Source organism: Actinomyces sp. B33 (assembly GCF_028437565.1).
In the GTDB taxonomy this organism is placed as follows: domain Bacteria; phylum Actinomycetota; class Actinomycetes; order Actinomycetales; family Actinomycetaceae; genus Pauljensenia.
The window spans coordinates 365,924-377,490 of the sequence record NZ_JAMRYR010000001.1; the positions used below are offsets into that span (position 1 = coordinate 365,924).

An 11,567-nucleotide genomic window follows, 5' to 3' on the forward strand; every position below is an offset into this window, starting at 1 on the left:
TCGGCCCACGCGCACGTTGAGGATGCGCGTGGGCCGAGGGACGAGGCCCGCATCGCCGGATGAATGAGCGCCTCACTACGGCCGCGCGCATAGGCGCCGCGCTCGTGGGCCTGGCATGATGGGAGCGTTCGCGCGCCGCGGGTCTGGACCCGCGGCGCGCGCGTCGGCCAGTGCCTCGACCGCACCTCCGCAATCGCGGCCCGGACCGAGCCCGCCCTCGCAACCCCCGAAGGAAACGCCCATGCCCGGTGGCCTCATCGCCCTCCTCGACGACATCGCGACCCTCGCGAAGATGACCGCCGCGTCCTTCGACGACATCGCCGCCGGCGCCGTCAAGACCTCCTCGAAAGCCGTCGGCATCGTCATCGACGACACGGCCGTGACCCCGCAGTACGTCGCCGGACTGGACCCGAGCCGCGAGCTGCCGATCATCAAGAAGATCGCGCGCGGCTCGCTCATCAACAAGCTCGCGATCATCCTGCCGGCCGCCCTGCTGCTCACGTGGGTGGCGCCGTGGCTCTTACCGATCCTCCTCGTGCTGGGCGGCACCTATCTGTGTTTCGAGGGCGCGGAGAAAGTGCTCGCGAAATTCGGGCTCGTCCCCAGTCACGCGGAAAAGGGCCACGGCAACGAGCAGGGTCGCGTGACGCCCGAGGAGACGGAGAAGAACATGGTCTCCTCGGCGACGCGAACGGACCTCATCCTGTCCGCGGAGATCATGCTCATCTCCTTGGCGAACGTCGACTCGGACTCGAACCTCGTGCGCGTGGGCATCATGGTCACCGTCGCGTTCTTCATGACCTTCTTCGTCTACGGCCTCGTCGCGATCCTCGTGAAGATGGACGATATCGGCGCGCACCTGGCGAAGAAGAAGGGCGCCGTCGCCGCGCTCGGCGCGGGGATCGTTTCGACCATGCCGAAGGTGTTCATCGCGATCGGCGTCGTGGGCACGGTCGCGATGCTGTGGGTCGGCGGGCACATCGTCATCACGGCTCTGGCGAGCCTCGGTTTCGAGCCGCTGCACCACGTGGTCGAACTCGCGGTCGAGGCGGTCGCCGACGCGGGCTCGGCGGTCCAGTGGATCGTCGAGACGGTTCTGTCGGGTGTCTTCGGCCTGCTGCTCGGGTCGGTGGCGGCGTTCGCCTATCTCGGTGCGCGGCGGCTTCTGGCCGCGGCGAAAACCTCGCAGACGCGGGCCGAGCAGGAGGCTCCCGCCCCTCGCGTCTGAGGCGTCCCCGGCGACGTTCTTCAGTGCTCATCACGCTGAAAGCACCTCGCGATAGGCTCGGATCGGTCATACCGGAACCTCGAGGAGGCCGCATTGGCACGACCGACGAACAAGGCCGACCTGCTGAACGCCGCGACCTCGCGCTTCGAGGCCCTCGATCGCCTCCTCGATTCCATGGATTCCGACGAGGCGAGCGCGTCTTTCGCCTTCGATGTCGCCAATAGGGGGAAGCCCACTGGACGCGGGACAGGAATGTTCGCGACGTCGTGGTTCATCTGCACGCATGGCATTCGCTGCTCCTGACGTGGATCGAGGAGAATCTGGCGGGTCGTGAGCGCCCCTTCTCGTCGGCCCGGCGTCCTCGCCCGAGCGGATGGGACCTAGGGCCTGTACCCTGGCAGTGTGCCCGAACGGGCGTTGATACCGCACCCACGACGAGGAGACGCCATGACCGTTTACACGCTTCCCGACCTGCCCTACGACTACGCCGCTCTGGAGCCCCACATCTCGGGGCGCATCATGGAGCTGCATCACGACAAGCACCACGCGGCCTACGTCGCCGGCGCGAACACCGCGCTGGAGAAGCTCGAGGCCGCCCGGGATTCCGGTGATTTCGCGGCGATCAACCTCTACGAGAAGAACCTGGCGTTCAACCTCGGCGGGCACACGAACCACTCGATCTTCTGGACGAACATGGCCCCCGATGCGGGCGGCGAGCCCACCGGCGAGGTCGCCTCCGCGATCGACGAGTTCTTCGGATCCTTCGAGAAGTTCCAGGGGCAGTTCACGGCCGCCGCGACGGGCCTGCAGGGGTCGGGGTGGGCCGTCCTGGCGTGGGACACCCTGTCCGAGCGCCTCGTGACCTTCCAGGTCACCGACCATCAGGGGAACCTCCCCGTGGCGACGGTCCCGCTGCTGCTCATCGACATGTGGGAGCACGCCTTCTACCTCGATTATCAGAACGTCAAGGCCGACTACGTCAAGGCGTGGTGGAACGTCGTCGACTGGGAGAACGTCGCCGAGCGCTTCGAGCGGGCCCGGACCCGGTACTCGGGTCTGGTCGCCTGACCTCGTCGGACTGAACCGGGGCCCGGGATCGCGTCGTCGACGCGGTCCCGGGCCCCGGCGTTTCGTCCCGTGCTGCCCGTCAGGAGCGGCGGCGCTTCGCCAGGCCGATGCCGGACAGGCCGATGCCGGCCAGAGCGACGACCGCGCTCAGTCCGACGACCGTCTGGGCGTGCGCTCCGGTCGAGGCCAGGGTCTTGGCCGGGCGCGCAGCGGGGGCCGGGGAGGCGTCGGTCCGGGCGGGGGCGGCCCCTTGGGCGGCCGGGTCGGCGGGTGCTGTCGGCGCCTTCGGCGCGGCCGGATCAGCGGGCTTCGCGGGCGCCTCGGGCTTAACCGGGCCCTCCGGCTTGACCGGATCGGTCGGCGCCGCGGGAGCCTCGGGGTCCGGGTGAGCGTCCGCGTCACCGGGCGCGTAGCGGATGTCGAGGGAGGCTCCGGCCTCGGGATTGGCGGTCGTCGCCCGCAGGGCGATGACGGACGCCCCGGTCGAATCGGTGAGGACTCGGACGAATCGCAGGGTCGAGTCGTCGGAGTTGTAGTGGAAGCTCACGGGCCGGTAGCCGGGGAACGTCTTGATGATCGGGTCGTCGAGCCGCAGGCGGATCTCCTGGCCCTCGCGGACCGCGATGGCCTCCTCGATGGGGGCGGAGTCGGGGCCGGTGAAGTACTCGTGGATCATCGCGGTGGGGGCGGTCGTCATCGGGCGCTGGTAGCGGACGGTGATGACGAACGCCGCGGCGTCGGCCAGGTCGGTCTCGACGAGGCCCGCGAGGGCGTCGTCGAGACGGCGCACCATGGCGGCGATGGACTCGTCGGTCGCGTACGCGGCATCGTCGAGCAGCTTCCGGGCGTCGTCGATGGCGTCCATGAGGGCGTTGCGGCCGGTGGCCTCGAATCCCTTGCCGGCGGCAGGCACGCGGCGGATGGCGCGGTCGAGGGCGGCCGTGAGGGGGGCGGTACTCGCGGCGGTGTGTTTCTCGTAGGCCTTGGCGTCGAGGGCGGCGCGCAGCGCGGCGAGGGCCGTGTCGAAGTCGCGGTGGGTCGGCAGGGGGTCTCCGTGGGCGGAGACGGCGATGTGAGCGGGGTCTTCGCGCGAGAGCAGGTCGGCGCCGACGCCCAGTGCGGAGACGATCGCGTCGCGGCTGGCCGGGGTCAGCCGCATGCCGTCGGCGCCGTTGGCGTCGAGGAGGGAGTTCGCCTCGGCGACGGCGGCGGCGAGGGGGGCGCGGTCGTAGGGCTCGGGGGCGAGGCCGCCGAAGGCCTCGTTGAGGGCCTTGCGGGCGTTCTCCACGTCCGCCTGGGAGGGGGCGTCGGCTCCGCCGCCGGTCGCACGGGCGAGGAGTGCGCGGGCGGCCGCGTCCTGCGCGAGGTAGGCGTCGACCGTGTCCTTGCAGATCTTCATGCCCGCGCTGATGTTGTGCTCGTAGGTGGCGGCGTGCTCGGTGATGGCCTGGGCGAGGTCATCGGTGTTGAGGGTGGCGGCCTCCGCGGGAATCGTCAGTTCGGTCGTCTTGCCCTCGAGGGTGATGCTCAGGGCCTTCTCGCCGCGGCGCACCGTGATGGGGTCGGCGATCTGGAAGAGGCGCCGCGACCACTTGTCGGTGGCGGGGTCCTCGGTCGACCAGATGAGCGGGGTTGTGATCGCCCCGTTGTGGGTCAGGACGTTGGCGCTGTTCTCGCGGGGCAGGTAGTCGGTCGAATCGATGGTCTCGACTTTGATTTCGGACGAGTCGGTGGGCAGGCGGAACTGCCCGTAGACCATGACGGTGCGCAGGCCCATTGAATCGGTGCTGATCGTCGATACGTAGATGTCGGCGACGTGCCCGTCCTCTCCCTCGGCCTTCTGCGCCTGCGCATGGGCCTTGACGAACGCGAAGTCATGGGCCCCCGCGGCGACGGTCGACGCACCCGGCAGGGTGCCGATCGCAGGGGCGGCGACACCGACCGGGACGAGGAGGGCAAGGGCGAGGGCCGCTGTCGCGAGGCGCGATCGGGCGAGGGGCATCGGTATCAACTCCTGAGCAATCAACTGCTTTAATTAATTGAGGTGAGCCTCACCTCAGTAAATGAATACATTACGGGACGCGCCCACGACGGATCAACGTCCGGGCCGACCTGCGACGATCCGCCGCGCGCCGGCCCCTGTCCGATTCACCCCGAGCCTTTCCGCGGTCGCGCCCCTTGCGCGTTGTCCCCGCGCCGCAGATCGCCCCGCCACCGCGGTCGCGCCTGCGTCGTCACCCCGATCCGGCGGCGAACGGGCCCGTGCCCGGCGGGCACCGGCCGGCACGACTGCCGCGCCGCCACCGCGTCCGGCATCCAGAGTCCGAAGCCCGTGATCCGGCATCCGGGATCCGGGATCCGGGACGCATCGCACCGCCGACGGACGCCACGCGCTCGCCCCCCGCAACGCCGAGGCGACCGGACCCGGGCGGCGCCCGGAACGCATCCCGCCACCAGCGACGCATCCGGACGCATCCCGCAGTGGGAGATCGCGCACATCCGACGACGCACCAATACTTGATATGTCAATATCCATTGGCATGAGAGCATCCTCGAGTCGCGCGATCGGCCTCCTCGACGCCCTCATCCACGCCGAGATCTCCGTATGGAACCGCCTCGAACGCGAATTATGGGACACACCCGATGCCGCCACCCTCGGCCGCTACCTCACCATGCGAGCCATCGCCGACCACCCCGCCGACCCCCGCATCCGCGACATCGCCCGCATCCAGCACATCACCATCGGCGCCGCCTCGCGCCTCGTCGACCGCCTTGAAACCGACGGCCTCGTCGACCGCCACCACGACCCCGCCGACCGCCGCGCCACCCTCCTGACCCTCACCGACGCGGGCCGCCACCGCCTCGCCGTCTCCTCCGCAGTCGTCGCCCGCGCCCTGACCGACCTCCTCGCCCCATTCACCGCCGACGAGATCGACTCCCTCACCCCCCTTCTCGCCCGACTCGCCGACGCCGCGGACTCCTCGATCCCCCCGCCCCTCGCCCCCGCCCCCACGAGCCCGATCCGCGGCCGAGGCCGGGCGATGACCCGATGATGCGCGCCGTCGTCCTCCACGAATTCGAGGGACCGGAGATCCTCCGCACCCGAACCGTCCCCACCGGTGGGCGCCTGACCGCCTACTCGGGCGACGCCTCCGGCCTCAGCGCCGACATCCCCCAGGGACACCCCGACGCCATCGCCGACTGCCGCATCCGCGCCCCCCGCGCCCTCGTGCGGCACAGTCTGTCCGGCGTCGTCGACGCCCACCGGACGATGAACGAGGGCGGGGCCGGCGCCGAGCAGATGATCCGCGTCCTCCACGGCGACGCGGACGAGGACGGGAGCCTCCGATGATCGACTTCGAACGCGTCTCCAAGACCTACCCCGGATCCGACGAGCCGGCGGTCGACGACGTCACCCTCCACGCGCCCGCCGGCCGGACCACCGTGCTCCTCGGGTCGTCCGGCTCCGGCAAGACCACCCTCATGCGGATGGTCAACCGGATGATCGCGCCGACCTCGGGCCGCGTCCTCGTGCGCGGCGTCGACGTCGCCGACCAGGACCCCGTGCGCCTGCGCCGCTCCATCGGCTACGTCCTCCAGGACGGGGGCCTGTTCCCCCACCGCACCGTCGCCGACAACATCGCGACCGTCCCCGTCCTCGACGGGGCGACGCGGCGCCGGGCCAGGGCCCGCGCGATGGAGCTCATGGAGCTCGTCGGCCTCGACGCGTCCATGGCCCGCCGCTTCCCCGCCCAGCTCTCCGGCGGGCAGCGCCAGAGGGTCGGGGTCGCCCGCGCCCTCGCCAACGAGGCCGACCTCCTCCTCATGGACGAGCCCTTCGGAGCCCTCGACCCCCTGGTCCGCGCCGACCTCCAGCGCGAGCTGCTCGGACTCCAGCGCCGCCTGGGCACGACGATCCTGTTCGTCACCCACGACATCGACGAGGCCCTCCTCCTGGGCAGCAGGATCGTCGTCTTGCGCGCCGGCGGGCGGATCGCCCAGGTCGGCTCCCCCGAGGAGATTCTGTCCGCGCCCGCCGACGACTTCGTCGCCAGTTTCGTCGGCGCCGACTCGGCCCGGCGGCGCCTGCGCGTCCACGGCCCGGCAGGGGCCAGGATCGTCGTCGACGGCGACGGCAGGCCCGTCGGCGTCCTCGACGACCTCGACGCAGACCTCGACGACGAGGCGGGGGCCGGGCGATGACGTGGCTCGCCGCCAACCTCGGGCTCATCGGGGGCCTGGCCGGGACCCACCTGGCGATCTCCGTGTCCGCCGTCGTCGCCTCGGTGCTCCTGTCCGTCCCCCTGGGCCGGTGGGCGCACGGCTCCCGCAGGGTCGGCGGCCCCGTCCTGTCCGTCCTGTCGGTCCTCTACGCGATCCCCTCACTGCCGATGCTCGTCGTCGTCCCCCTGATCGTCGGCGTGCCGATCCGCTCGACGGCGAATATGGTCGTCGTCCTGACCCTGTACGGGGTCGCGGTCCTAGTCAGGCAGGCCGCCGAGGCGTTCGCCTCCGTCCCCGCATCGGTCCTCGAATCGGCCGACGCGGCCGGTTACAGCCGTCTGCGGCGCTTCGTCGCCATCGAACTGCCCTTGGCGCTGCCGGTGATCGTCGCGGGAGCGCGAGTCGTCGTCGTGTCGACCGTGTCCCTCGTAACGGTCGGCGCGGTCGTCGGCGTGCGGTCCCTCGGGCTGCTCTTCACCGACGGGTTCCAACGGGGCCTGATGGTCGAGGTCGTCGTCGGCCTCGTCGCGACCGTCCTCCTCGCCCTCGTCCTCGATTCGGCGACCGTCGCCGTCGGCGGGGCGCTGACCCCGTGGGCGCGCGTCGGCGACAGGGGCGGGCCAGGGGCCTCTCGGGCCAGGAGAACCGCTCAGGTCGGAGACGCCGTTCAGGCCGGTGGAACCGCCCGGATCTCACAAGCCGCTCGAACCGAGAGCGCCGCTGGAACCCGAACCGCCGGTCAGGCCGGGGGCGCCGATGGCCCCTCCACGCCCCCGACGGCCTCAACACCCCTGACGCGCCCCGCCCTCGACGCCGCCGAACCGGGGGCGGACTCATGAGCCTGCTCCTCGACGCCCTCGCATGGATCGCCGACCCCGCCCACTGGACGGGCGGGGCGGGGATCGGCCGCCGCCTCGTCGAGCACCTGGGGGTCACGGGCGCGGTCGTCGCCCTCGCCGCCCTCGTCGCCCTGCCTGTCGGCGTCGCCATCGGGCACACCCGACGATTCGGCGGCCTCGTCACCCTGACGACCGGGGCGGCCCGCGCGGTCCCCACCCTCGGAGTCCTCACGCTCGCCGGGCTGTGGCTCGGCATCGGCGTCGTCGCCCCCATCATCGCCCTCCTCGTCCTCGCGATCCCCCCGATGCTCGCCGGCGCCTACTCGGGCGTCGCCTCCGCCGATCCGTCGACGGTCGACGCGGCGCGGGCCATCGGGCTGACCGAGACCCAGATCGTCATCCGGGTCGAGCTGCCCGCCGCCGCGCCGATCATCATGGCGGGGCTGCGCTCGACGGTCCTCCAGGTCGTCGCGACCGCGACCCTCGCGGCCTACACCGCCGACGCGGGGCTCGGCCGCTTCCTCTACGCCGGGCTCAAGACCCGCGACTACCCGCAGATGCTCGCCGGGGCTCTCCTCGTCGTGCTCCTCGCCCTCGTCCTCGACGCCGCTCTGGCCCTCGGCCAGCGTCGTCTCGACCGGCGCCTCCGACCGGAGGCTCCCGCTCCCGAAAGGAACGCCCTATGACCGTCCTCTCCCTCTCCTCCGCACGCCCCCTGAGGCCCGTCGGCGCCGCACTGGCGGCCGCCTGCGCCCTCGTCCTCGGGGCCTGCGGCTCCGCCGCCGACCTCGACGCCTCCGCGTCCTCGGCGTCCCCCGGCTCGCCGGACTCGTCCGGGCCCTCGATCGTCGTCGGCTCCCAGGACTACTACTCGAACGAGATCCTCGCGGAGGTCTACGCCCAGGCCCTGGAGGCCGCCGGCTACACGGTCGATCGCCAACTGCGCATCGGCCAGCGCGAGGTCTACATGCCCGAGCTCCAGCAGGGCGCGATCGACGTCTTCCCCGAGTACACGGGCAATCTTCTCCAGTACCTCGTGCCCGACGCCCCGCAGACCGGGGCCGAGGAGGTCGCCGAGGCCCTGGCCTCGGCGATGCCCGAGGGGCTGCGGGTCCTCGATCAGGCCGAGGCGTCCGACCAGGACTCCTACGTCGTCACCGCGGATTTCGCCCGCGAGCACTCCCTGACGTCGATCGGCGACCTGGCGGGCGTCGAGGGCCTCGTGCTCGGCGGCAATTCGGAGTTGGAGACCCGTCCGTACGGTCCCCGGGGGCTGGCCTCGACCTACGGAGTGTCGGTCGGGTTCACGCCGATCGAGGACTCCGGCGGATCGTTGACGGTCAAGGCCCTGCGCGACGGGGACGTCCAACTCGTCGACATCTACTCCTCCGATCCCGTGCTCGCCGACCCGGACCTCGTCGTCCTGGAGGATCCGCAGGCCCTGTTCTTGTCGTCGCGGGTGATCCCCGTCGTCTCCGACGCGATCGACGACGAGGCGGCGGCGGTCCTCAACCGGGTGTCGGCGGCGTTGGGCGCCGCCGACCTCGTCGAGCTCAACCGGCAGTCGACGGTCGAGGGCGCGAGCGCGTCTCAGATCGCGGCGCGCTGGCTGGAGTCGAAGGGCCTGGTCGGGGCCGGGGCCTGATCCCCCTCGCCGCCGGTGCTGCTCGCCCGGGCCGGGCGCGGGTGAGCAGGGCCCCGTCGGTACGCCCTCTCCACACATCATTCCCCGCGCCGTTTCCCCGCATAACGCAAAAACAGCCCCCGATAGCGCAGGAAACCTTCGTTATCGGGGGAAACACCAGGTGCTACGGCCTCAACCGCTCATGGCCTCCTCGGGGCAATGCCCGCCCGAGGAGGCCATGGGGCTGAGATGCTCCGGTAGGGGCCCGGTCCAGGCGGACGGGGTCTCAGCCACTCCCTCGTCCTGCCGAAAACGCGCGTCGTCCACCGGGTCCGGGCGGAGGGGCGTCGCCCGATCGCCTGCGCGACGCCCCCGCACAGCACCCCACCCACGCACCACCCCGGCACGCCACCCCCGCACAGCACCCCCAACACACCGCCCCCACGACCCCGGCCGTTTCCCCGCATAACGCAAAAACAGCCCCCGATAGCGCAGGAAACCTTCGTTATCGGGGGAAATGCCGGGTGCCATGGCCTCAAACACTCATGGCCTCCTCGGGGCAATGCCCGCCCGAGGAGGCCATGAGAACTGAGCGACCCGCAGGGACCCCTCGCCGCCTCAGAGGTTGAGCTGGATCTGGCGCCCCGGCACGGCGTCGATGAGCTCGCGCGTGTACTCCTGGACGGGATGCGCGAAGAGGTCATCGGTCGTGTTCTGCTCGACGAGGCGCCCCCTCTCCATGACGACCACGTCATCGGCGATCTGACGGACGACCGCCAGATCGTGCGTGATGAACAGGTACGACAGGCCGAGTTGCGCCTGCAGGTCGTTGAGCAGGTAGAGGATCTGGTTCTGCACGAGCACGTCGAGGGCGGAGACCGCCTCGTCGAGGACGATGACCTCCGGGTTGAGCGCGAGCGCACGGGCGACCGCCACGCGCTGACGCTGGCCGCCGGACAACTCGTTCGGGTAGCGGCGCATCGCCGAACGGGGCAGTGCCACCATGTCGAGCAGGTCAGAGACCCGCTTGATGCGCAGGCGGCGCGGATCGAGCTCCTTCTTCTCGGCGGCACTCAGATTCGATGACTCCGAGGACAGGAGCTTCGTGATCCACTCCTCGGGCTCGCGACCCGTGGCCTGGGCGCGAGCCAGCTCCTGCTCGGCGTAGGCGCGGGTCCCGTAGCCGTGGATGCGCAGGGGCTCCTCGATGATCCGGAAGATCGAGTACATCGGGTCGAGGGACCCGTAGGGGTTCTGGAAGACCGCCTGGAGGCGCCGGCGCAGCGCGAACAGCTCCTTGTCGCTCATCTGCGAGGTGTCGCGCCCGTCGAAGAAGACGGTGCCGGAGGTCGGCTCGAGGAGCTGGAGGATCATGTTGGCGGCGGTCGACTTGCCGGACCCGGACTCGCCGACGACGGCGAGGGTGGTTCCCCGGCGCAGCCCGAAGGTCACGTCGTCGACGGCGCGGAAGGTCTTGGCCCCGCCCTTGGCTCCGCGGATGTCGAACTCCTTGGTGAGGTGCTCGACGCGGACGATCTCGTCGGTGGCGGTGGCGCCCTTGCCGGAGCCGGTGAGCTCCTCGTCGGTGACCCGGATGCCGCGGGCGTGCGCGGACTCGATGCGGGCCGAGGCCAGTGACGGCGCGGCGGACACGAGGCGCTTCGTGTAGGGGTGCTGGGGGTGCTGGAGGATCTCCAGGGCGGGGCCTGATTCGACGATGCGGCCCCGGTGCATGACGACGAGCTGCTCGGCGCGCTCGGCGGCGAGCCCGAGGTCGTGGGTGATGAAGAGGACGGCGGTGCCCAGGTCGCGGGTGAGGGACCCGAGGTGGTCGAGGATCCGCCGTTGGACGGTGACGTCGAGGGCGGAGGTCGGCTCGTCCGCGATGAGGAGCTTGGGGCGGGCGGCCAGGCCGATGGCGATGAGGACGCGCTGGCGCATGCCGCCGGAGAACTCGTGGGGGTACTGCTTGGCGCGGCGCTCGGCGTCGGGCAGCCCGGCCTCTTCGAGGAGCTGAGCGACTCGGGCGCCGACCTCGGAGTTGGGGACGACGTTGTTGGCCTTGAGGGCCTCCTTGACCTGGGTGCCGATGCGGAGCACGGGGTTGAGGTTGGACATCGGGTCCTGGGGGACGAGGCCGATGCCGGAGCCGCGCAGGGAGACCCAGTCCTTGGTGGACAGGTGGGTGATGTCCTGGCCGTCGAATTCGATGGTGCCGCCGGCGACGGCGCCGGTGCCGGGCAGCAGGCCGATGACGGCGGCGGCGGTCGTCGACTTGCCGGATCCGGATTCGCCGACGATGGCGACGGTCTGGCCGGGGTAGATCGTCAGGTTGGCGCCGCGCACGGCGGGGACGACGCCGGTGGAGGTCGTGAAGGTCACTTCGAGGTCGGTGATCTTCAGGAGGGGGTTCTGGTCGTCGGGGTGGAGGTCGGCGCTGGCGGCCGGGGCGGGATCGGCGCCGGCGAGGACGGCGCGGGTGACGGCGTCCTCGAGTTCGGCGTCGGTGGGCGCGGCAGGGGTGTCGGCCTGTTCGTCGGGCGCGATCGCGGCGTCGTCGAGTTCGGTGGGGGTCACGGGGTGC

At 71.2% G+C, this 11,567-nt stretch carries 9 protein-coding genes and 1 pseudogene; 8 read left to right on the forward strand and 2 right to left on the reverse strand.

Features of this window, described 5'->3' with window-relative positions:
- The first annotated feature begins 241 nt into the window (after window positions 1–241).
- Complete coding sequence (locus tag M3T53_RS01570) at window positions 242–1,228, forward strand: DUF808 domain-containing protein (RefSeq protein ID WP_272432682.1); 987 nt, start codon at window positions 242–244, stop codon at window positions 1,226–1,228.
- A gap of 447 nt (window positions 1,229–1,675) precedes the next feature.
- Complete coding sequence (locus M3T53_RS01575; RefSeq protein WP_272432683.1) at window positions 1,676–2,296, forward strand: superoxide dismutase; 621 nt, start codon at window positions 1,676–1,678, stop codon at window positions 2,294–2,296.
- Between the two features lie 79 nt (window positions 2,297–2,375).
- Here the strand turns inward: M3T53_RS01575 and M3T53_RS01580 are convergent, their stop codons facing one another.
- A complete protein-coding gene (locus M3T53_RS01580) occupies window positions 2,376–4,298 on the reverse strand; it encodes a hypothetical protein (RefSeq protein WP_272432684.1) in 1,923 nt (640 codons plus the stop codon).
- Between the two features lie 538 nt (window positions 4,299–4,836).
- Between M3T53_RS01580 and M3T53_RS01585 the strand changes: the two genes are divergently transcribed.
- From M3T53_RS01585 to M3T53_RS01610, 6 genes and pseudogenes are all read left to right on the forward strand, one after another.
- Window positions 4,837–5,349 carry a MarR family winged helix-turn-helix transcriptional regulator gene (locus M3T53_RS01585; RefSeq protein ID WP_272432685.1) on the forward strand — a complete coding sequence of 171 codons (513 nt, stop codon included), beginning with the start codon at window positions 4,837–4,839 and terminating at the stop codon, window positions 5,347–5,349.
- Window positions 5,346–5,648, forward strand: coding sequence for a hypothetical protein (locus M3T53_RS01590; RefSeq protein WP_272432686.1), 303 nt, complete (start codon window positions 5,346–5,348; stop codon window positions 5,646–5,648). Before M3T53_RS01585 ends, M3T53_RS01590 begins: the two co-directional genes overlap by 4 nt.
- The gene (locus M3T53_RS01595; protein WP_272432687.1) at window positions 5,645–6,499 is read left to right on the forward strand and encodes an ABC transporter ATP-binding protein; all 855 of its coding nucleotides are present in this window, start codon (window positions 5,645–5,647) and stop codon (window positions 6,497–6,499) included. The genes M3T53_RS01590 and M3T53_RS01595 overlap by 4 nt, the downstream gene beginning before the upstream one ends.
- A pseudogene (locus M3T53_RS01600) lies at window positions 6,496–7,128 on the forward strand (ABC transporter permease); the annotation flags it as partial. The gene M3T53_RS01595 and the pseudogene M3T53_RS01600, both read left to right, overlap by 4 nt.
- A gap of 227 nt (window positions 7,129–7,355) precedes the next feature.
- The gene (locus M3T53_RS01605) at window positions 7,356–8,045 is read left to right on the forward strand and encodes an ABC transporter permease (RefSeq protein WP_272432688.1); all 690 of its coding nucleotides are present in this window, start codon (window positions 7,356–7,358) and stop codon (window positions 8,043–8,045) included.
- The gene (locus M3T53_RS01610; RefSeq protein ID WP_272432689.1) at window positions 8,042–9,004 is read left to right on the forward strand and encodes an ABC transporter substrate-binding protein; all 963 of its coding nucleotides are present in this window, start codon (window positions 8,042–8,044) and stop codon (window positions 9,002–9,004) included. The genes M3T53_RS01605 and M3T53_RS01610 overlap by 4 nt, the downstream gene beginning before the upstream one ends.
- A 597-nt stretch (window positions 9,005–9,601) precedes the next feature.
- Here M3T53_RS01610 and M3T53_RS01615 read toward each other — a convergent pair.
- The gene (locus M3T53_RS01615; RefSeq protein WP_272432871.1) at window positions 9,602–11,530 is read right to left on the reverse strand and encodes a dipeptide ABC transporter ATP-binding protein; all 1,929 of its coding nucleotides are present in this window, start codon (window positions 11,528–11,530) and stop codon (window positions 9,602–9,604) included.
- Window positions 11,531–11,567: the final 37 nt, after the last annotated feature.

Excerpts from the sequence above, each read along its gene's own strand:
- M3T53_RS01585 (WP_272432685.1), top strand. The coding sequence starts at position 4,837 with ATGAGAGCATCCTCGAGTCGCGCGATCGGCCTCCTCGACGCCCTCATC.
- M3T53_RS01610 (WP_272432689.1), top strand. The coding sequence starts at position 8,042 with ATGACCGTCCTCTCCCTCTCCTCCGCACGCCCCCTGAGGCCCGTCGGC.
- M3T53_RS01595 (WP_272432687.1), top strand. The coding sequence starts at position 5,645 with ATGATCGACTTCGAACGCGTCTCCAAGACCTACCCCGGATCCGACGAG.
- M3T53_RS01575 (WP_272432683.1), top strand. The coding sequence starts at position 1,676 with ATGACCGTTTACACGCTTCCCGACCTGCCCTACGACTACGCCGCTCTG.
- M3T53_RS01570 (WP_272432682.1), top strand. The coding sequence starts at position 242 with ATGCCCGGTGGCCTCATCGCCCTCCTCGACGACATCGCGACCCTCGCG.
- M3T53_RS01590 (WP_272432686.1), top strand. The coding sequence starts at position 5,346 with ATGATGCGCGCCGTCGTCCTCCACGAATTCGAGGGACCGGAGATCCTC.
- M3T53_RS01605 (WP_272432688.1), top strand. The coding sequence starts at position 7,356 with ATGAGCCTGCTCCTCGACGCCCTCGCATGGATCGCCGACCCCGCCCAC.
- M3T53_RS01580 (WP_272432684.1), bottom strand. The coding sequence starts at position 4,298 with ATGCCCCTCGCCCGATCGCGCCTCGCGACAGCGGCCCTCGCCCTTGCC.